Raw genomic sequence first — 19,492 nt, 5'->3', positions numbered from 1 at the left:
GCCCCAAGGCCCCGGCGCAGGCCAGAGGGGCTCACAGGGGATTCATGCCTTAGGGGGGGCTGACTCTGGGCTTTGGATTTGGGCTTTATTGCGCGATGCCTTGGATAGGCTGTGACTTTAGACGCTGGGCTTGGGTGGTTTCAGGGCTTCTGGTGTCTAAACTTGGTTTGCTAGTTGTAGTTGTAGTTGTAGTTGTAGTTGTAGTTGTAGATGTGCGTAGCGCTGTGTCTTGGAAGAGTGCCTCTGAACGTGTTCAGGGGCATTTTTTATGGTTTGTGTGGGCGTGTTTCTTGATCAGGATCAGCCGATAGGGCGGGTTGGGCGCACTTTCAGAATTATCTGACAGACCGGGGTGGAGCGGGTCGGTAAGTTCTGGGTACACCGTCCTCTTACATCCTGAGGTTTGTCAGCCATGATGAATACATACTTGTTGACCACTGAAGATATTGATCCTCGCACTTTGCCCGAGCAGGCTGTGCTGTATGCCCATCTGTTGACACGCGATGCCATGAATGATGAATGCGTGCGCAAGTTGATGGCCGCGCCGCGTTTTGTGCGCTCGGACAAGGGTATTCCGTATGTGGTGCTCAAGGATATGCGTACGCATCGCTGGACTCTGATTCGTGCCTGGCGCGAGTATCTGGAGATCAAGCGCGAGCGTCTGGCCGGTCGTTTGGGGATCAGTGTGGCGGAATACAACGTGATCGAGAAAGGTCTTGTGCCTTTGAGCCAGACGATGCTGGCTCTGCTGGCGCAGGGAATGGGTCTGGACGAGACGCAGTTGCAGATGTCTCCGTATCAGCCCGTGCTGGAACCTTTGGCTTTGAGCTAGGGCCAGGGGATTAAAAAGAAAGCTACGACAGGAAGGAGCAGGTGCAGGCAGCAGGCTGTGCCAGGCTCTGAAGCAGTTCCGGCCCCATCACGTTTATCGCGCGATGGGGCCGGTTTTTTGGGTGCAGGATTTGGCGGGTGTTACTCGGCCGAGTCTTCGGTTTGCAGTTTCATGACCTGTTTGGCACGGGTGTCTACATGCAGGGAGAAGATGTCCGGGCGCGAGTAGTGGCCGTAGACGTCAAAGTCCAGGTTGGCCTGTTTGAGCAGGTCCATATCCAGTTCGGCGTACAGTTCGGTTTCTTCGTCAAACACCGGGCCGGCCAGAACTTCGCCGGTGGGGCTGACGATCATGCTACCGCCGTGCATCACGTAGCTGTCCGGTGCAAATTCGCCGGGCAGGGCAAATTCGCTTTGGAAGGACTCGGGGTAGTTGTTCAGGCGAATGGCCTGGCAGGCGGACAGCACAAACACGCGGCCTTCAACGGCGATGTGAATCATGGACGAGGCCCAGGTGGGGCGGTCGTCTGCCGTAGGGGCACAATAGATTTCGGTGCCTTGGGCGTACATGGTCTGACGCAGGGTCGGCATGTAGTTTTCCCAACAGATCACGTTGCCGATACGGCCCATGGGGGTGTCGACAGTGCCCATGGTGGAGCCATCGCCAAAGCCCCAGACCAGACGTTCCTGGCCGGTAGGCATCAGTTTGCGGTGAATGCCCACCACGCCTTTGCCGGGAGCCAGAGTCAGAGCGGTGCAGTACAGGGTGCGGCCCATTTTTTCGATCACGCCCATCACGGTGTACACACCGGTTTGGGTGACGGCATCGGCCAGCGCTTCCAGTTCCGGGCCACCCAGGGTGACAGCGCCTTCTACGTACATCTGGTACAGGGCACGGCCTTCGGGGCGGCGGTTGCCGATCACGCTGCCAAAGCTGATGCCTTTGGGGTAACCGCCCAGAAAGGCCTCAGGAAAGACAGCCAGGGTGGCGCCGTTGGCAGCCACGCGCTGCAAGATGGCGGCGGCTTTTTCTACACTGCTGGCAGAGTCGAAAGGTACGGATGCCGCTTGGATAACAGCAACTTTGCTCATAACTAGGTCTCCTTTAAAGGTCAGCCTGCGGACAAGTCCACGTTTTTGGTTTCAGGCAGGCGGGTATACAGGATCAGGAAGCACACCAGGGATACGGCAGCCAGGTACCAGGCCGGCACGTTGGGGTTACCTGTGTACTGGATCAGGGCAGCAGCAATGAAGGGGCCAGGGCCAGCCAGCAGAGCCGACGAGACGTTGTGGCCCAATGCGGCGCCGGTCGAGCGGATCGAGGCGGGGAATACTTCCACCAGCAGCACCACGTTCATGACGGCGGAGATCGCGACCAGGAAGGCCATGATGATCAGGCCCAGCAGGATCAGGGCAGGCTTGCCCGAGTTCATCATCAGGAAGATCGGGTAGGCCATGACGGTCAGGCCCGCAGCGGCGAACAGGGCCAGTTTGCGACGACCGTAGTGGTCCGAGAAGCGGCCAACCAGTGGGTGCAAAATGCAATACACCACCAGCGAGGCACTGCACAGCCACAGGGCGGAAGTCTTGCTCATGCCCAGGATGGAGACCAGGTGGTTATTGGCGTAGGTGATGAAGTAGTACAGCGATACCAGGAACAGGGCGGAGAACGCAAAGGACAGCACAAAGGCGTTGAACTTGTCTTTGGATGAAACGCGCTCCAGCGTGTTGTTGGCTTTCTTTTCCTGCAGCTCGTGGTAGACGGGGGTGTCGTTCAGCTTGCGGCGGATAAAGACGGCGATGAAGGTCATCACAATCGACAGTACGAACGGCACACGCCAGCCCCAGCTGTAGACCTGGGCTTCGGTCAGTGTGGCGTTGATGGCGGCGGCGGTGGCGGTACCCAGCAGGAAGGCGATACCGGCGGTGAAGGTCACCACGCTGGCAGCGCTGGCGCGACGGTTGGAGGGGGCGCTTTCCACCAGGAAGATACCGGCAGCCGACCATTCGCCACCCACCATCATGCCTTGCAGGAAGCGCAGCACAACCAGCAGGATAGGAGCGGTAATGCCGATGGTGTTATAGCCTGGCAGCAGGCCGATCAGGGTGGTGAAGACACCCATCCCGAAAACGGTAATCATCAGCACGGTTTTGCGACCAAAGCGGTCGCCAATGGGGCCCAGAATCAGGGCGCCAAAGGGGCGCGATACAAAGCCCACGGCAAATACGGCCAGGGACGACAGCAGGGAAACGCCGGTGGCGTCGGATGGAAAGTAGATACTGCCGATAATGGCTGCAAAGTAGCCATAAATCGCGAAGTCAAACCATTCCATAAAGTTGCCAATACCCACGGCAACAACTTGTTTTCTACTCAGGCCCGGCTGGCCTGGGGGTGCCGATTTGGCATGCGAAGGGGCGACGGTAGCAGTGCCCATAGAGATCTCCTCGAGCAGGGCAGGTGAATACCTGACCCTTATTGTGGTTGTGGCTGATTTTTAGTCTAATCAAGCCAAATAATTATTCAAACTAATTATAAAAATGGCTTCAATCAATATCGCTAATATCAGGCGGATGGACCTGAACCTGCTGCTGGTGTTCCAGTGTTTGATGAACGAGCGCAGCGTGACCAAGGCCGCCAATGCCTTGTTTCTGACCCAGGGCGCGGTCAGCGCGTCCTTGCGCAAGTTGCGGGTGGCGTTCAATGACGAGCTGTTTACCCGTGGTTCGCACGGAATGACGCCTACGCATCGGGCCTTGGAGATTGCTCCGCAGATATCCGAGGCCCTGAAAAGCATCTCGGCGCTGGTCACGTCCGAGCAGGAGTTCGACCCAAGTAGCGCCAGCCGGGTTTTTCGCATCGCTTTGTCCGACGATCTGGAGAATATGCTGGCCAAACGCATGATTCGTATGGCTGATGAGCAGGGCTGGGCGATCAGTTTTTCCTTCTATCAAACCAATAGCTATTTGTGGCCGCAAAGCATGGTGGAGCATGGGGCGGATCTGGCGATCTGTTCCAGTCCCAAATTTCTGAGCACCATGCACAAGTCGCAAGTGCTGTTTTCGGCTTCCTATGTCTGTATTTACGATCAGGAATCCACCCATTTTTCGACGCCCATCAGCAAGCAGGAATATCTGCATGCGCGTCATGGCCGAGTGTCTTTTGATGGTCTGCGCGGCTTTGTGGATGAACTCTTTGATGCCGAGCGCTTGCAGCGCAAGGTCAAGGCCTCGTTCACGCACTTTTCCGGGGCGATCAACGCCATTATTGACAGCCCATTGGTGCTGACCATGCCCGATTACGCCGCCCACTCCTTTGCCGAGTGCAATAGCCGCCTGGCCATATCGCCGGTGCCGCTGCGTGTACCGTCCTTTGTGGTATCCATGATTTGGGACATCAACAAGGAGCACGATGAAGAAAGCCGCTGGTTGCGGCGCTTTGTGCTGGAGCTGACCGAGCAGGTGAACGGGCGCTCTGGCATGGGGTCCTCGCAAGAGGGTGTACTATTTCGCTAGACCCGATTTCTTTTCAATCTCCGTTGCTTGATGCCTTGCTCTTGTACTGTGCTGATTCAGGGCCAGCCACAAGCCGGTGTTTTAGGAACATGCCAGTCCCCGGACTGGCTTTGTTTTTTTGTCCATGACTACCTGGTTTCACGTTGCCATAGGCTTTGCCATTGCCTTGGCAGGCGCAATTGGCGCTAGTTGGTTGCATATTCCCTTGCCCTGGATGCTGGGGCCCTTGATTGTGACGGCGGTCACCAAAGTGGCGGGCAGCCCCGGAGTGTGTCTGCCCTTTGCCCGCAATGCCGGGCAGTGGGTGATTGGAACCTCGCTGGGCCTGTACTTCAGCCACGAGATGGTGCAGCTGATTGGCAATAATGCGGGCCTGATTGTGCTGGGTGTGGTGTTCGCCTTGATGCTGGGTTGTCTGGGGGCATGGATACTGAGCCGCTTTGCCCATGCGGACTTCAAGACTGCCTGGTTTGCCAGTGCCGTAGGCGGTGCCAGCGAGATGACGGAGCTGGCCGAACGCTATGGCGCACGCCCTGATCTGGTGGCGTCTGCGCATGGTTTGCGGGTGATGATGGTGGTCGTCAGCATCCCTTTTATCTTTGAATGGCTGGACTTCAGTGGCGAGCAGGCAGGGCATCTGGCCCGTGCCGATTTTCTGCATATTCCTGGCCTGCTGTTGCTGGCGGCATTGAGCGCAGCAGCAGGCAAACTGTTCCAGTATTTTCGACTGCCCAATCCCTGGGTGCTGGGCCCCATGGTGATGGTGGGAATCCTGACATTTAACAATGTGATTTTGTCGGGTCTGCCCATGGAAATTTCCAGTCTGGGGCAGCTGTGCATTGGCTGGGCCTTGGGTGACAAGTTCGGACCGGATTTTTTCCGCCGTGCACCGCGTTATCTGGGTGTGGCGGCCATCAGCAATATGCTCAATCTGGTGCTGGCTTTTGGTTTTGCCTATGGCTTGTACCGGCTCTCGGACATTGCCTATCCGACGCTGGTGCTTAGTGTCAGCCCCGGCGGGATTGCGGAGATGGCTATTACCGCTAAAGTGCTGCAGTTAGGAGCACCGCTGGTCACCTCGTTCCAGGTTGCGCGCATGGTCTGTGTGCTTGTCCTGACCGGGCCTTTGTACAAGCGTATTGCTCGCTGGCTGAAGCTGGAATAAGGCTGATCTCGAACGGCCCATTAGCAAGCCGTAACACTAAAAAAGCCCGACATGAGATCGGGCTTTTTTTGTGTTCTGAATAGACCCGCTTACTTGATGACGCCGCAAGCAAAGCGACCGGCACCGCCGCCCAGTGGCGCGGGGTGGTCGGAGTGGTTGTCACCGCCTTCGTGGATCATCAGGGAGTGGCCCTTGATCTGGTCCAGAGACTTCAGGCGTGGAGCCAGGACGGGTGTGCTGGCGGTGCCGTCAGCCTGAACATACAAGGCGGGCAGGTCGCCCAAGTGGCCATTGCCCCATGGGAAACCATGTTTGCCAGTTTTTTCAGGGTCCAGATGGCCGCCTGCCGCTCCGGCTGGGGTGACCTTGCCGTCTTTCTCGCTGGGGGCGCAGCTGGGGTTCTCGTGCACATGGAAGCCATGCACACCGGGTTTCAGGTTTTTCAGGTCTGGTGTGAAAACCAGACCGTGCTCGGTCTGACGGACGCTAACCTGGCCGATTTGCTCGCCAGCACCGTTTTCGGTGGCCATATTCATGGGGATGATCACGTCCGCCAGCGAGGGGGCGGATAAAGCAAAAGTAGCGCCTACGGTGGCCAGGGCCATTGCGCATCGTGCTTTGAGGGTGGAAAAACGCATAAGGCTGATTCCTTTGCTGGGTAAACAGGGGGTTCGATCAGCCTAGCATTGCCGGCGCGATATGCCGTTAAGAGACGTTTCTCTTTGTCAGTAAACTGCGCCCTCAACCCTATTCCGGCAAGGACGGCAGCGCCTGTGTTTAATCGGTTCGGCAGGGGTAGTCCCGGCCTATCGTCTTTTCCAGAAAACGGGTGACCGCCTTGATGCGGGGCAGGTATTGCAAGTCCCGATGCACGGTCATCCAGATGGTGCGACGTACCGTGACTTGCTCGTCCAGCAGCTTGATCATGCCCAGTCGTTCCGGTTTGGCAAAAGAGGGCAGCATGACGATGCCCGCCCCGGCAGCAGCGGCAAACATCTGGGCAATCATGCTGGAGGACTGAAAAGCCAGCTTGGGCCGGGAGATGATTTCGTTTAGCCAGCGCACGGTATCCAGCTGGATCAGGTCGTCCACATACGAGGCAAACTGGTGATCCAGCAGGTCGTCCAGATCACAGGGATGGCCGTGGCGGGCCAGGTACTCGGGGGACGCATACAGATGCAGCGGAAAGGAGCCCAGGGGCACCACATCAATGGACTTGCCTGCCATGGGAAAGAAACTCAGGAACACATCTGCTTCGCGCCGGTTGACGTGCATTTGCTGTGTCGTGGTGACCAATTCAATCGCGATCTTGGGGTGTAGGGATGAAAAGCCCTGAAACTCCGCCGCCAGATACAAGGAGGCAATGCCTTCCATGGAGCCGACCCGTACCGTGCCGGAGGGCTCTTTGGGGCGATCTCCCAGTTGTTCGGCCAGAGCCACGGCACTGGCTTCCATGGACTCCACATATTCCAGCAAGCCTTGCCCGCCTGCGGTCAGATGCAGGCCCTGGTTATTGCGCTCGAAGATGGGCGCGTTAATGGTTTCTTCCAGTCGGCTGATGTGGCGGCTCAGGGTGGACGGGTCTACCTTCAAGCGTCGGGCGGCTGCACCCAGCGTGCCGCAGCGCGCCACTTCCAGAAAAATCTTCAAATCATGCCAATTGGGATCAATAGGGGACATGGCCACAACCCTGGACAAGAATATTTGCAAGGCGGGTACAAGATCAGTACTGAAACCCGTGCGTATTTTTAAGTCTACTGCGAGCTATCACTGTATGGATCAAGCTTTCAGGGAGTTGCAAATTTGCAATGCACTATGCGCTGCTGATGGTCCTGTTCGGAAAGAAGAGGGGCTGCCATGTACCCCCGAGGCAACGGGAGTACATGGCAGGGACTGCTAGCAGGGTGGTCAGACGATGGCTTTACTCCTCCATCGTTTCCGAACTGGCTACCTGACTGTCCTGCATGGGCTCACTGCTACGTGACTGTTTACTGTTTGCGTTGTTGGGTCCGCGGAAAGTGGCGGGCGTAATGCGTCGACGATCAATGGACAGATCAAACACATCGAAGCGGTTGTAGTAGCCCACAATGTCGTGGAATTGTTTGGGTTCCACGCAGGCATTCAAATCAAAAGTGGCATAGGCAATCCCTTCTTCATTTTGCAGAAAGTCGCCTACGGATGCGCCGGTGGGGTCCAGGAACTGAGTAGCTGCACGCGGGGTGTTTTCCAGCACTTCGCGTGCCTGGGCGTCGCCGCCTTCGGTCAGGGCATCAAGCATGGCCTGATCCATGAAACCGGCATTCAGAATGCCGAAGACTTTGGACTCAAAAGAATGGCCGCCTGCCCGTATTTTGTTGGCCGCCACATTGTCAAAGTTCTGGCCGGATTTGGGCATGCGGGTTGGCCAGATAGCAGGCCAGGCGGAGATATGAATCTGCTCGCCCTGGGCCGCCAGTGAATAGCGTGCCAGCGGGTTGGTGTTCTCCCCGCAGATCAGGGCGCCGATGCGGCCTATGCGGGTTTGGCACACGCGCAGACCATGGCCATCGCCCGGTGCCCAGACCATTTTTTCGTAAAAGGTGGGCACCAGTTTGCGGTGGTGATTCAGGATGGAACCATCATCGCCAATGATCACATTGGAGTTCCAGATGCAGCCTACGCTGGCCTCGGTGCTTTCGCTGAATCCCAGGGACACAAAGATGCCATTGCGTTTGGCAGCGGCACGAATCTGGGCGATTTCCGGGCCATCAATATGGATGCTGTTGGCCGCCATTTTTCTGAACCAGTCGTGGTTGTAAATGGGAGCCCACAGTGCGGCCCAGACCGGAAAGCCGGGGATGAAGGCTTCGGGAAAGGTGATCAGCTCGGCGCCGTGGCGGGCGGCCTCGTCAATAATGGCAATGGCCTTGCGTACCGAGGCGGCCGCGTCCATGTAAACAGAGGCAATATGTGCCGCGGCAACTTGAGTGATTGGAAGTGACATGGTGTGTTTCTCTCTACGTTTAGTGAACCGTGGCCTTGGCCACACCTAATCCGGTCTCCCGGCGAACCGACATCTCTACCCACCTGGATTCCGACAGGGCGCTGCGGGTGAACAGCGAGAACAGAATCACCAGCAAAAAGCCCAGGGGGATGGAGATAATTCCGGGGTTGCGCAGGCTGATCAGGGGCTTGGACAGGCCCACCACGCTGCTTGCATTGGCAGGAATGGCATCTGCCGTGGCCTGGGCTGCATTGCGTTCAGTGACCAGCTTGTCGCGCAGGGCAGGGTCGCTTGCCGTGCTCAGCTTTTGATTGACGCTGGTGACGGTGGCCAGTGCCGCCTCTTTTTGCAGCAGGGGATACGTCATATTGGGTGATACCAGCACCAGTCCGATGGACAGCACCGTTCCGCCTACCACGCCCGCCACGACACCGGCGGTATTGCAGCGTTTCCAATACAAGGTGCAGACCAGCGCGGGCAGGTTGGCCGAGGCGGCAACGGCATAGCCCAGGCCCACCAGATGCGCCACGTTCTGTCCCTTGGCCGCAATACCGGCAGCGATGGAAATCACCGCCATCAGCAAGGTGGCGATACGCGCTGCAATGACCTGTTCACGCTCGGTGCCTGCACCATTGCGAATTGCGCCGATATACACGTCATGAGCCAGCGAGGACGCCGCTGCCAGTGTCAGACCGGCTACCACCGCCACAATCGTGGCAAAGGACACGGCTGCTACTACGGCCAGCATGAAGTTGCCCATCATGCTTTCCGGGCCACCGCCCAGCAGTTGTGCCAGCATGGGCGCGGCCAGATTGCCGCCCTTGTCCAGGCCCAGAATCGCGCTGGGGCTGACATTCAGTGCGGCAGAAAAACCGATCACCACAATGAACAGATGGCACAGACCGATGGCAAACATGGCGTACAGCGCGGATTTGCGGGCGGCTTGCGCATGTGGCACGGTGAAAAAGCGCATCAGAATATGCGGCATGGCGGCGGTTCCCAGCACCAGTGCCATACCCAGCGAAATCTGCTCGACCGGGTTTTTCAGATACAGGCCCGGCTCCAGGAAACGCTGCCCGGCTTCAGCCACACCCAGCGAGGATTGCCCCAGGAAATTGATCACATGATTCTGGATGGCAGGGCTGGAAATCACCGAGCCAAAAAACGCTTCCACGTTAAAGCCGTAGGGCGCCCAGGACAGGATCACCAGCACGAAGCAGAACGTGATCAGCAGCCCGGCCTTGAGCACTTGCACCGAGGTGGTGGCGCGCATGCCGCCAAACAGCACGTAGATCAGCATCATCAGGCCGACAATGCCAACGGAGACCTCATAGGGAATGCCGATCAGCGCCCGGATAATCACGGCGCCACCCACAATCTGCGGAACCATGTAAAACAGCGCGACCAGAATGCTGGACCCGGCCACAACCAGCTTGGTGGCACGGAAGTTGTTGCGATAGGACAGCACATCGCCCAGCGTGTAGCGGCCCAGATTCCGGCACGGTTCGGCCACCAGAATCAGCACTGGAATAAAGGACACGAAAAAGCCCACCAGATAGCTGATGCCGTCCAGACCATATATTGCAATCAGCCCGGAAACACCCAAAAATGCGGCGGCCGAGAGGTAATCCCCGGCAATGGCCAGCCCATTGAAACGGGCACTGATACCGCCGCCCGCCGTGTAGAAGTCGCTGGCGGTGGCGTTGCGGCGTGCCGCCAGAAACGTGATGCCCAGTGTGAGCAAGAACAAGAAGGCGAATACTGAAAACGTCAGCACCCTGTTGCCTTCATTAACCAAGGTGCTTTCCTGTGCGAGCGCAGCTTCGCTGACAGCCATCAAGGCCGTCGCAAATACTATTTTTTTCATGATGAGCCCCTTAAACCGTCGCGGAGCGCATTGAGAACTGCTGGGATTCTTCTTGTGTTAACTGCTGAACCATCTTGTCCAGGTGACGCAGCTGGACGGCATAGCGCCAAGCCACGGCACCGCCCACCAGATACTGGGCGATCAGATACCACAGCCCGAAATTGGTGGAGTTGCTCAGTTTCAGACGAAAAAGCTCGGGGCTAAGACTGGAAAGAATGGGAACCAGAAAAAAGAAGGCCATGCTGACAAACAACAACCGCAGCACAACGCCTCTTCGCTTGCGTACCAGATCCTGGAATTGAGGCTTTGCGTACAGCGCCTCATAAACCTGGGCAGAGATATCCGCCATGTTTGTCTCCTTTTTATGATTGGATTTGTACTTGCCATTCTTAAGAAGGAGGGCGCGATAGGAAAGCGCCAATGTTGCAAGCCCTCTTGCAAATTTGCAGGATGAGGCGCGATGCCACACCGCAGGGACTTTTCTATATCTAAATGAGAATTATTGTTAATATTCCCGCTTCATTCGACATTCGTCTCTTGCATCTGCCATGTCCCGCCGCCCCACGTCCAAGAAAGGCTGGCTCGCTCTTTACAGCGGGCTGATCGGCTCGTGGGCGAAGCGCAGCTCCTTGCCGCAGGACGCGGAAGATGCCGCGCAGGACTCCATTGAAGGCTTGTTGCGCGGTGAGCATGCGGCCGCATTGAATCAAAAAGCCTATCTGTATCGCAGTGCGCAAAACCAGCTGATCAGTGAAATCCGCCGCCAGTCGCGCCATGAGGTGGTGCCCTTGCATGATTTGCGCGAGGAGGAGCACCCGGTAGACCCTGGCCCGGAAAGTGATCTGCGCATGGAGCAGCTTAGCCAGGCATTGCGGGATGCCTTGCAGGAACTGCCTTTGAAGTGCCAGCAAGTGTTCTTGTGGAACAAAATAGAGGGCTATACGCAAAAGGAAATTGCAGAGAAGCTGGATCTGACGCCCAGCTCGGTGGAAAAATACATGAAGCGGGCATTACGGCATCTTCAGAAAAAGTTACAAAACTATGCCCCTCATTGATTCCGGATTTCCTTATGCATAAACGTCTTATCAGTGAAGGGCACGGTTTTTTGCCCTGTGTCCCTGGCGACGCGAGCCATGCCTAGAAACGACAAGCACACCCCTTCTCATCTGCCGCAAGAGCAAGCGCTGGACTGGTTTTCCAGAGAGCAGCTTGGTGAGCTGACGCCGCAAGAGCAGCGTGAGCGGGATGCGTGGTTGGCGCAGGATCCGGCTAATGAGCGGGAGTACCGTTCCTTGCAGCAGGTCTGGCGGGTGGCGGACCATCTGCCCATGGACGAGATGCGGGAGATCATGAATCGTCCGGCGCAAGAGGTGCCCAACTTCGCGCGTCGGCGTTGGGTGATGGGTACAGGGGCGACGCTTGCCACGGTGGCCGCCGGGGCCTGGTTCAGTCGTCCGATGTGGGCCGAAACGCCTGTGTTTACCCAGCGCCTGCTGACCGCACGCGGCGAGCGCAAGCAGCTTGAACTGCCGGACGGCTCGCGCCTGGATTTGAATACGGACACGGAAGTGAACATCGCGTTTTACGAGTCGCGCCGTAGTGTGGAATTGCTGCGGGGCGAGGCCCTGTTTGCCGTGCAGTCCGACAAGAGCCGACCTTTCGCTGTAGACGCGGGTCAGGCGCAGGTGCTGGTTACTGGCACACAGTTCAATGTGCGCCGGGAGGCGGAGAGTGTCACCGTGGCAGTGCGCGAGGGCTCGGTGCAGCTTTCTACAGGCCCGTGGTGGCGCAGGGAGCGGGCCATGTTATCCGCCGGACAGGTATCCAGCGCGGTAAAGAGCAGCGTGATGCCTTTGGGGCAGGAGCGTGTGGAAGCGATTACGGCCTGGCAAGAAGGGCGTATTGTGTTCCGCGATGTGCCTTTGGCAACGGTGGCGCAGGAGCTGAGCCGCTATCTGGACCATCCCTTGCGGGTGGCCGATGTTCAGATCGCCAAGCTGCGTATTTCCGGCACACTCAGTATCGAGGAGCCAGCGGCGGCGCTGGATATCCTTCCGGACATTGCGCTTGTGCTGGTGGCGCGGCAGACGGATGGCAGTGCGTTGCTGATGGCGCGTTAAGGTTCCGGCTCGTTTTACGCTTGGCTGCGAGCAACGAGCAACGAGCAACGAGCAACGAGCAACGAGCAACGAGCAACGAGCAACGAGCAACGAGCAACGAGCAACGAGCAACAAGCAACAAGCAACAAGCAACAAGCAACAAGCAACAAGCAACAAGCAACGAGCCGCGAAGTGCGAACCGTGAACAGCGATTCGAAGACGAACCATGTTTTGCTGCCGAGTTCTGTTGCCAAACAAGCCATGCATCACTACTGATACATCTTGTCTCAAAAAGAGCAGTGAGAATTATTCCGGAAAATTTTTCGCTACGGCGTCTTACTTATGGGGGCCTGCTTTCCAGACCGGAAACAGACTGGCCCATAGCCTTGGCCAAGGGCGTCTGCGCACCGTGCGCGTACTTATTTTTTGGAACTCTGTTCATGCTGGACACGCAAGCTATACCCTTCGCCGCCGCGCGTCGGGGTACGACATCGATTGGTCTTAACGCCCTCGCACTCTCTCTTTTTCTGGCTATTGGTCTGCATGCACCCCACGCTTGGGCGCAGGAAACGCCGGTGGCGATCAGCATTGCCGCGCAACCCTTGGAGGCCGCGCTGGAAAAACTGGGAGCTCAGGCCGGCTTGCAGATTTTCTATCTGCCGGATGCGGTTAAAGGGATTACGGCTCCCCCTGTGTCCGGCAGTCTGACGGCAGATCAGGCTTTGAGCCGCTTGCTGGCAGGCACGGGCCTGGAGTTTCGACGTAACGGCAAGAACGTGTCCCTGACCGGTCCGGTGCAGGGCGAGACCACGCAGCTGGCGCCAGTGCGCGTAGTGGGGCGTGATCTGTCTACCGAAGGCTCGGGCTCTTATGCCGTGCAGGCGACCACGGCGGCCACAGGCCTGCGCCTGTCGCCACGCGAGACACCGCAATCAGTCAGCGTGGTGACGCGTCAGCAGATGGAAGATATGAATCTGACCACGCTGGGTGAGAGCTTCAAGACCGTGACGGGGATTGCGACTTCCATGTCGGATATTGACCGCACCGATATTCATTCGCGTGGGTTCTATATCGACACTTATCAATACGATGGGGTGTCCATTGCCACGCAGAATGACTTCTTTGGCACTTCCAACTTTGATCCCATTCTGTACGATCGCATCGAGATAGTGCGTGGTGCGACCGGCTTGATGACGGGTGCCGGCAATCCGGGGGCTTCGGTGAATATCGTGCGCAAGCGTGCGACCAGCGATGTGTTTACCGGCACCGCTTCTGTTGGCATAGGTTCCTGGGACCATCACCGGGGCACGATTGATCTGTCCACACCCTTGAACAAGGACGGTACCGTGCGTGCTCGCGTGGCAGGGATGATGGAGGAGCGCGACTCGTATATTGACCGCTACCACACGCGCAATCGTGCCTGGTTAGCGACCGCGGAAGCAGATCTGACACCTGATACCACTGTGCGGGTTGGGGTAGAGCATCAGGCCAAACGTCCGACGGGCGTGACCTGGGGCGGTCTGCCTACCTTGGATAACAAGGGTGGGGATCTGGATTGGCGGCGTTCTTTCAGCATCGGTGCGGATTGGACTCGCTGGGATACGACCAGCAATACTTTCTACGCGGGCATTGATCATCGTTTTTCCAACGGCTGGTCCTTGAAAGCCAATGTCAGTCGTCTGGAAAGTGAGTATGACTCCAAGCTGGTGTATTTGATGGGACACCCTGATCCTGTCACCGGCTTGGGCATGACTTCCTTGCTGAATAACTCGCATCAGGAGTTCGATCAGAACAGCGCGTCGCTGGAGCTGAGCGGGCCATTTGAGGCCTTTGGGCAGGAGCACGAGGCTTTTGTGGGGGTGATGGGCAGCAAGTCCAATTACCGCTATGGCAATCACGCCCCACAAGGCAATACGCCAGTAGGCAATATCTTTGAGTGGAATGGTTCCTATCCTGAACCGGCATGGGGTAATTTCCAGCCGCTGGGTGAGCAGGAAACGCGTCAGAATGCGGTCTATGGTGCCTTGCGCTTGTCCTTGAGCGATTCACTGAAGCTGATTGTGGGGGGGCGACAAACCAACTGGAGGCGCGAGTCCGGCAATGACACCATGAACCATCATGTGTTCACGCCGTACGCTGGCCTGTTGTACGACTTCAACGATAACTTCACGGCTTATCTCAGCTACACCGATATCTTCCAGCCACAGACCTATCGTGACGCCAGTGGTGGCTATCTGGACCCGGTGCAGGGCAAGAGCTACGAGCTGGGCCTGAAATCCGAACACTTTGATGGCAAGCTCAACACGTCGCTGGCACTGTTTCGTATCGAGCAGGACAATGTGGCCGAAAAAGATGGAGACAGGACGGTACCCGGCTCCAGCGATTTTGCTTATCGGGGGGCCAAGGGCGTAACCAGCGAAGGTTTTGAACTACAGGCTTCGGGTGAAATCCAACCAGGCTGGCAGGTGTCTGCGGGCTTTGCGCGTAACCTGGTACGCAATGCTGAAGGCGGCCCTTTCAAAACCTCTGAACCGCAGAACCTGGCGCATTTGCAAACTTCCTATATCGTGCCGGGTACCGAAGGGAAGTTGACAGTAGGCGGTGGTGTGCAATGGCGCAGTCATGTTTACGTAGATAGAACCGTAGCGCCAAACCTTAGCGCACGACGTGAGCAAGGTTCCATTTTGCTGGCCAACTTGATGGCGCATTACCGCTTCTCGCCCAGCTTGTCGGCCCAGTTGAACGTGAACAATCTGTTCGACAAGAAGTATGTGGATCTGACGGAGGACTCCCAGGGATTTTACGGCGCGCCGCAGAAGATCATGCTGACGATGAAGTACCAGTTCTAAAACAAAAGCCCTGGTCGGGTGCCAGGGCTTGATATTGGTATGGCAAGGCAGGGGCTTGCGGAATCAGGCCTCTTCTTCTACCTCTTCCACGGACAGCAGCTCCTGATGGTCGAAGTACAGATTGCAACTGACGACGGGCGCGGACTCGTTGGCCTGTGTACTTAGCTCCAGACAATCGCCGCACAGATAAAGATCAGTCAGCAGGGCAGGCTTACCATTGATCCAGATTTTCCCGCTGACATCCTGATAACGCTGCTTGAGCTGCAAGCGGTAGTCCGTTCCGTCCAGACCTTCCCACTCCCATTCACCCGCAACTCGCGCTGGCACAATCCATTTGTAGATTTTGATGCCGCCTACATGCAGGATCTCGTCGGCTTCCCAATCCCCCATATCAAAGGCGTGCGACACAATGCGCGCACCGGGTCGCAGCTCCTGCAACAGGCGCGGGCGCAGGATGGCATTGATGGTGTCCATCAAGTACAGCGTGACGATAGTGGCCTGGCTGAAGTCTGCGGTAAACAGATCCTCTTCCACAAAGTCCACCAGATACTCCACGCCTGCATGGCCCGCTTGCTCCATGGCGTCGGCCACGCGCAGCGGGTCCAGCTCTACGCCTATGCTGGTGCAGCGGTATTTTTTGGCGGCGGCAATGACAATGCGTCCATCGCCACAACCCAGGTCATACAAGACGTCCTTGCGGCCGGTCTGGGCCAGTTGCAGCATGGTGTCGATGACGCGGTCGTCGCTGGGGACGAAGGGTACGTCCAGAAAGATGTCAGGTTCCACGATGGAATGGTCGTTGAGGTCTTTAATCAGGTCTTTGAACAATAGCGGTCCTTATCAGAGGCGTTAAGCAAAAATTCGTTTAAATTCGGCTATCTATAGTTTAAACCACGGCAAAATAAGCCAAAATTCGCTTTTTGTGTAGATATGGACGATCATCAGTCTATGTCAGACTTATATGGCTCGACCTCATCCACGCCCGCCAAGTTAAAAACCCGTCTCCAGCATATACGAATCTCGCCCAGAGAATCGTTACGTATTCGTTCCTTGGCCGATCACATGCAATATGCTGACCCGCAGGGACATGCCCAGTCCCTGGGCATAGGCCCGGCTGTCTGGCCCTTGTTTGGCCTGGTGTGGCCGTCCAGCATCCAGCTGGCGCGCAAGCTGAAAAACCGCCCCATTCGGGCGGATGAAAGCATTTTGGAGTTGGGCTGCGGCTTGGGCCTGACCAGTCTGGTGATGCATAAACGGGGGGCGCAAATTCACGCCAGCGATTGCCATCCCATGGTGCCGCATTTTCTGAAGCTGAATCAGGCTTTGAATGGCTTGTCCGATCTGCCCTATGTGCATGCGCAGTGGGGGGAGCAATCCTGCCCTGATTTGCTGGCGTCCCTGGGCCTGAAACCCGCCCGGCAGCGTTACGACCTGATCGTGGGTAGCGACCTGCTGTATGAAGGTAATACGCCCGCCCAATTAGCCCAGTTGGTGGACCAGCGTGCAAAGAGGCAGGCCGAGGTCTGGGTGGTAGACCCGGATCGGGGGCATCGCAATAAGTTCACACAGGAAATGGAGCGCTACGGCTTTGAGCTGGTGCGACAGGTCTGCTTGCGCGACCGGCCTATCCTGATGCCCGAAGGCAAGGAATTGTCTTACAAGGGACGCTGTTTGCAGTATCAGCGCAGCTAGACAACAAAAATTGCCTCAGGTTTTTTACCTTGGGGGGCAGGAACGAGAAAGCGATAGCAACAGCCCTGCATAAACCGGCTTCGTGTCTGGTTTGTGCAGGGTTTTTTTATATGCCAGCAGATTTGCTGAAGGCTGGCCGTTTTCTCAGGGATTGGGCGGTGCAAAAGGCGAGGGCGCTGAAGGCCGTGGTGGCCGTTGCGGATAAGCCGAGGTCCCGAAATTCGAACCCATGCGATTGCTGGTCGTCGCCGGATTGACCAAACCCATCGCATTCGGGCCTTTCTGGATAATGGCTTCTGATCCCATCCCTGGCGTACCGGGTGCCGCCGCCTTGGGTTGCATTTGCTGGCTCAAGCAATCGTAGGACAGGGCCGCCTGTCCATTCACCACCACACTGACACAACCGGGAGAAGCAGCGGATGGCGGCGCTTGTGTGCCTTCCGCCTGCGCGTTTTCCTGGGCCATGCTGCTTGCCTGAACCACAAAAAATAAGAAGAAAAAGAGGGGGCGCATAGGGCGGTGCCAATAAAAAGAATTCACACCATAACGGTGCTCGGGTTTCATTCACCCTAGCGCAAGCCTTTCCTTTTCTGGGTGAAGTTTTCATGACAAAGGCGGCGTATTTTGCTGCCGCCATACAGCCAAGCACACCGTGCCGTTGGGGACGAGTCCGCCTGTTTTGCCTTCGTCACCCAGAAAGAAATATGAAGTTTTTGTTACAAACGAGCGTTTTCGATTTCTGCTGCGTCTAGATGTCAACGAGTCGCGCGGCGTGCCTTCCCAGCTGGGACACACAGACACACCGCTCATCAGATTGAGGATCGGAAGCATCGTGATGCCAGCAGAAATTTCAGGGCGCAACGTCCGTTTGTCCGGGTGGAGGGGCCACTCTCTTTGTGCTGCGCCAGTGATGGCGCTGGCTTTGTTGCTGCCTCATGGTGCCTACGCGCAGGCTCAGGGCAAGGTCAATATCAATGAGTACATTGTGCGTGGCAATACCGTGCTGGATGCCCGCAGCATTGAAAAAGCGGTCTACCCCTTTCTGGGTCCCGAACGCAGCCTGAGCGATATTGAAAAAGCGCGCGACGCCTTGCAGGAAGTCTATAACGCCCAGGGCTATCAGTCGGTTTACGTGGACCTGCCCGAGCAGGCCGTGGCCGATGGCGTGGTGTTTTTCCAGGTAACGGAAACCAAGGTGGGCCGCGTGCGCGTGGTCGGTGCGGAACACTATTCGCCGCTGGCCATCCGTGATGGTGTGCCGTCCTTGCAGGAAGGCCAGGTGCCGGACTTCAGCAAGGCCCAGGCTGAATTGGCCGAGTTGAATCGCGGTGCCAGCCGTCAGGTCATGCCCATGGTGAAAGAAGGGCGCGTGCCCGGCACCATGGATGTGGATCTGCGCGTTGACGATAAAAGCCCCTGGAGTGCCAGCGTGGGCTTGAATAACGATTACAGCGCCGACACCAGCAAGCTGCGCGGCATGGTCACCATTGGCCACGACAATCTCTGGCAAAGCGGCCATACCTTCTCCCTGACCTACTTCACGGCGCCGCGCGACATGCAGGACGCCAAGGTCTGGTCGGCCGCCTACACCATGCCTCTGTCGCCACGTTGGAGCCTGGCGTTCTCCGGCTACAAATCCGATAGCGATGTCTCTACCGTGGGCGGCACCAATGTGCTGGGTAAAGGTCAGTCCTACGGCATTCATGCCACCTACACCTTCCCGCAGTCCGGCACGTGGTACCACACCGCCTCGATCGGTATGGACTACAAGGATTTTGAAGAACAAACCCGCTTTGGTGAAACCAGCGATCGCGTGCCGCTGACCTATCTGCCGTTCACGCTGGCCTATAACGGCTACCGCTACACCGAAGATTCGCAAACCAGTGTGGGCCTGACCCTGACTGGCGCCAGCCGCAGCCTGTTTGGCCTGAACAGCGAGTGGGAAGAGTTCGACTACAAGCGCTGGATGGCCAGCCCCAGTTTCATGGTGTTCAAGGGCGATCTGAACCACACCGAAACCTTTGCCAAAGACTGGCAGGCTTATGGCCGTGTGGGTTTCCAGATTGGCTCGGGCGCTCTGGTTTCCAACGAACAGTTTTCGGCCGGTGGCGCGACCAGCGTGCGTGGTTATCTGGCTGCCGAGCGCAGTGCGGACGATGGCTGGATGGCCAGTGTCGAGCTGCGCACCCCCTCATTGGCTCGCTGGATTGGCCCCTCGGTGAACGAGTGGCGCTTCTACGCCTTTAGTGATGTTGCGCGTTTGCGTTTGCGCGATCCCCTGCCCGAACAGGAGTCCAGTTTTCATCTGGCCAGTGTGGGCATAGGCACGCGTTTGCAAATGTTTGACTGGCTGTCCCTGCACGCCGACTGGGCGTATCCCCTGACGCAAGGCGTCAACACCGAACGACACGATCCGCGTGTGCACTTCAGCCTGCGCGCCTCCTTCTGACCCCCTTAGCCAGAACAATCTGCCTGAATTTGTTCCCGGAGTAA

At 57.3% G+C, this 19,492-nt stretch carries 17 protein-coding genes; 8 read left to right on the top strand and 9 right to left on the bottom strand.

Annotation, left to right across the window (positions count from 1 at the left end):
- The first annotated feature begins 412 nt into the window (after positions 1–412).
- Positions 413–832 (top strand): helix-turn-helix domain-containing protein, encoded by a 420-nt coding sequence (locus DUD43_RS17130; protein WP_153231225.1) that lies wholly within the window; start codon positions 413–415, stop codon positions 830–832.
- Between the two features lie 140 nt (positions 833–972).
- Here the strand turns inward: DUD43_RS17130 and DUD43_RS17125 are convergent, their stop codons facing one another.
- Both DUD43_RS17125 and DUD43_RS17120 read right to left on the bottom strand, forming a co-directional pair.
- On the bottom strand, positions 973–1,923 hold the full coding sequence (locus tag DUD43_RS17125) for a carbon-nitrogen hydrolase family protein (protein WP_153231224.1): 951 nt from the start codon (positions 1,921–1,923) through the stop codon (positions 973–975).
- 20 nt (positions 1,924–1,943) lie between these two features.
- Positions 1,944–3,266, bottom strand: coding sequence for an MFS transporter (locus DUD43_RS17120; RefSeq protein ID WP_153231223.1), 1,323 nt, complete (start codon positions 3,264–3,266; stop codon positions 1,944–1,946).
- Between the two features lie 136 nt (positions 3,267–3,402).
- On the opposite strand from DUD43_RS17120, the gene DUD43_RS17115 reads away from it, so the two are divergent.
- Complete coding sequence (locus DUD43_RS17115) at positions 3,403–4,344, top strand: LysR family transcriptional regulator (RefSeq protein WP_228125833.1); 942 nt, start codon at positions 3,403–3,405, stop codon at positions 4,342–4,344.
- Positions 4,345–4,468: 124 nt separating this feature from the next.
- Entirely contained in the window at positions 4,469–5,509 is a 1,041-nt protein-coding gene (locus DUD43_RS17110; RefSeq protein WP_153231221.1) for an AbrB family transcriptional regulator, read from the top strand.
- 89 nt (positions 5,510–5,598) lie between these two features.
- Here DUD43_RS17110 and sodC read toward each other — a convergent pair whose 3' ends face one another.
- From sodC to DUD43_RS17085, 5 genes are all read right to left on the bottom strand, one after another.
- Positions 5,599–6,147 (bottom strand): superoxide dismutase family protein, encoded by a 549-nt coding sequence (gene sodC / locus DUD43_RS17105; RefSeq protein ID WP_153231220.1) that lies wholly within the window; start codon positions 6,145–6,147, stop codon positions 5,599–5,601.
- A gap of 139 nt (positions 6,148–6,286) precedes the next feature.
- Positions 6,287–7,189 (bottom strand): LysR family transcriptional regulator, encoded by a 903-nt coding sequence (locus DUD43_RS17100; protein ID WP_153231219.1) that lies wholly within the window; start codon positions 7,187–7,189, stop codon positions 6,287–6,289.
- Between the two features lie 241 nt (positions 7,190–7,430).
- Entirely contained in the window at positions 7,431–8,492 is a 1,062-nt protein-coding gene (locus DUD43_RS17095) for a carbon-nitrogen hydrolase family protein (RefSeq protein WP_153231218.1), read from the bottom strand.
- Positions 8,493–8,511: 19 nt separating this feature from the next.
- Complete coding sequence (locus DUD43_RS17090) at positions 8,512–10,359, bottom strand: cation acetate symporter (protein ID WP_153231217.1); 1,848 nt, start codon at positions 10,357–10,359, stop codon at positions 8,512–8,514.
- A 10-nt stretch (positions 10,360–10,369) separates the two neighbouring features.
- Positions 10,370–10,708: a DUF485 domain-containing protein gene (locus DUD43_RS17085; RefSeq protein WP_060185399.1), complete on the bottom strand. Its 339-nt coding sequence runs from the start codon at positions 10,706–10,708 to the stop codon at positions 10,370–10,372.
- 199 nt (positions 10,709–10,907) lie between these two features.
- On the opposite strand from DUD43_RS17085, the gene DUD43_RS17080 reads away from it, so the two are divergent.
- The 3 genes from DUD43_RS17080 (at position 10,908) to DUD43_RS17070 (ending at position 15,307) form a co-directional block, all read left to right on the top strand.
- The gene (locus DUD43_RS17080) at positions 10,908–11,414 is read left to right on the top strand and encodes an RNA polymerase sigma factor (RefSeq protein WP_153231216.1); all 507 of its coding nucleotides are present in this window, start codon (positions 10,908–10,910) and stop codon (positions 11,412–11,414) included.
- Between the two features lie 78 nt (positions 11,415–11,492).
- Entirely contained in the window at positions 11,493–12,479 is a 987-nt protein-coding gene (locus tag DUD43_RS17075; protein WP_153231215.1) for a FecR family protein, read from the top strand.
- A 419-nt stretch (positions 12,480–12,898) separates the two neighbouring features.
- Complete coding sequence (locus DUD43_RS17070; RefSeq protein ID WP_194273415.1) at positions 12,899–15,307, top strand: TonB-dependent siderophore receptor; 2,409 nt, start codon at positions 12,899–12,901, stop codon at positions 15,305–15,307.
- Positions 15,308–15,370: 63 nt separating this feature from the next.
- On the opposite strand, the gene DUD43_RS17065 is transcribed toward DUD43_RS17070, so the two are convergent.
- Positions 15,371–16,135 carry a class I SAM-dependent methyltransferase gene (locus DUD43_RS17065; RefSeq protein ID WP_153231213.1) on the bottom strand — a complete coding sequence of 255 codons (765 nt, stop codon included), beginning with the start codon at positions 16,133–16,135 and terminating at the stop codon, positions 15,371–15,373.
- A 234-nt stretch (positions 16,136–16,369) separates the two neighbouring features.
- Between DUD43_RS17065 and DUD43_RS17060 the strand changes: the two genes are divergently transcribed.
- Entirely contained in the window at positions 16,370–16,999 is a 630-nt protein-coding gene (locus DUD43_RS17060) for a class I SAM-dependent methyltransferase (RefSeq protein ID WP_194273414.1), read from the top strand.
- Between the two features lie 144 nt (positions 17,000–17,143).
- Here the strand turns inward: DUD43_RS17060 and DUD43_RS17055 are convergent, their stop codons facing one another.
- Complete coding sequence (locus DUD43_RS17055) at positions 17,144–17,464, bottom strand: hypothetical protein (RefSeq protein ID WP_153231211.1); 321 nt, start codon at positions 17,462–17,464, stop codon at positions 17,144–17,146.
- Positions 17,465–17,909: 445 nt separating this feature from the next.
- Between DUD43_RS17055 and DUD43_RS17050 the strand changes: the two genes are divergently transcribed.
- The gene (locus tag DUD43_RS17050) at positions 17,910–19,448 is read left to right on the top strand and encodes a ShlB/FhaC/HecB family hemolysin secretion/activation protein (protein WP_228125832.1); all 1,539 of its coding nucleotides are present in this window, start codon (positions 17,910–17,912) and stop codon (positions 19,446–19,448) included.
- Positions 19,449–19,492 lie beyond the last annotated feature (44 nt).

Origin of the sequence: Alcaligenes faecalis (genome assembly GCF_009497775.1) — a bacterium.
In the GTDB taxonomy this organism is placed as follows: domain Bacteria; phylum Pseudomonadota; class Gammaproteobacteria; order Burkholderiales; family Burkholderiaceae_B; genus Alcaligenes; species Alcaligenes faecalis_D.
Note: the sequence above shows the minus strand (reverse complement) of the source record. Positions and strands in the feature narration are given on the sequence as shown.

Excerpts from the sequence above, each read along its gene's own strand:
- DUD43_RS17110 (WP_153231221.1), top strand. The coding sequence starts at position 4,469 with ATGACTACCTGGTTTCACGTTGCCATAGGCTTTGCCATTGCCTTGGCA.
- DUD43_RS17070 (WP_194273415.1), top strand. The coding sequence starts at position 12,899 with ATGCTGGACACGCAAGCTATACCCTTCGCCGCCGCGCGTCGGGGTACG.
- DUD43_RS17095 (WP_153231218.1), bottom strand. The coding sequence starts at position 8,492 with ATGTCACTTCCAATCACTCAAGTTGCCGCGGCACATATTGCCTCTGTT.
- DUD43_RS17075 (WP_153231215.1), top strand. The coding sequence starts at position 11,493 with ATGCCTAGAAACGACAAGCACACCCCTTCTCATCTGCCGCAAGAGCAA.
- DUD43_RS17090 (WP_153231217.1), bottom strand. The coding sequence starts at position 10,359 with ATGAAAAAAATAGTATTTGCGACGGCCTTGATGGCTGTCAGCGAAGCT.
- DUD43_RS17100 (WP_153231219.1), bottom strand. The coding sequence starts at position 7,189 with ATGTCCCCTATTGATCCCAATTGGCATGATTTGAAGATTTTTCTGGAA.
- DUD43_RS17125 (WP_153231224.1), bottom strand. The coding sequence starts at position 1,923 with ATGAGCAAAGTTGCTGTTATCCAAGCGGCATCCGTACCTTTCGACTCT.
- sodC (WP_153231220.1), bottom strand. The coding sequence starts at position 6,147 with ATGCGTTTTTCCACCCTCAAAGCACGATGCGCAATGGCCCTGGCCACC.
- DUD43_RS17120 (WP_153231223.1), bottom strand. The coding sequence starts at position 3,266 with ATGGGCACTGCTACCGTCGCCCCTTCGCATGCCAAATCGGCACCCCCA.
- DUD43_RS17130 (WP_153231225.1), top strand. The coding sequence starts at position 413 with ATGATGAATACATACTTGTTGACCACTGAAGATATTGATCCTCGCACT.
- DUD43_RS17055 (WP_153231211.1), bottom strand. The coding sequence starts at position 17,464 with ATGGCCCAGGAAAACGCGCAGGCGGAAGGCACACAAGCGCCGCCATCC.
- DUD43_RS17080 (WP_153231216.1), top strand. The coding sequence starts at position 10,908 with ATGTCCCGCCGCCCCACGTCCAAGAAAGGCTGGCTCGCTCTTTACAGC.
- DUD43_RS17085 (WP_060185399.1), bottom strand. The coding sequence starts at position 10,708 with ATGGCGGATATCTCTGCCCAGGTTTATGAGGCGCTGTACGCAAAGCCT.
- DUD43_RS17060 (WP_194273414.1), top strand. The coding sequence starts at position 16,370 with ATGCAATATGCTGACCCGCAGGGACATGCCCAGTCCCTGGGCATAGGC.
- DUD43_RS17050 (WP_228125832.1), top strand. The coding sequence starts at position 17,910 with ATGGCGCTGGCTTTGTTGCTGCCTCATGGTGCCTACGCGCAGGCTCAG.
- DUD43_RS17115 (WP_228125833.1), top strand. The coding sequence starts at position 3,403 with ATGGACCTGAACCTGCTGCTGGTGTTCCAGTGTTTGATGAACGAGCGC.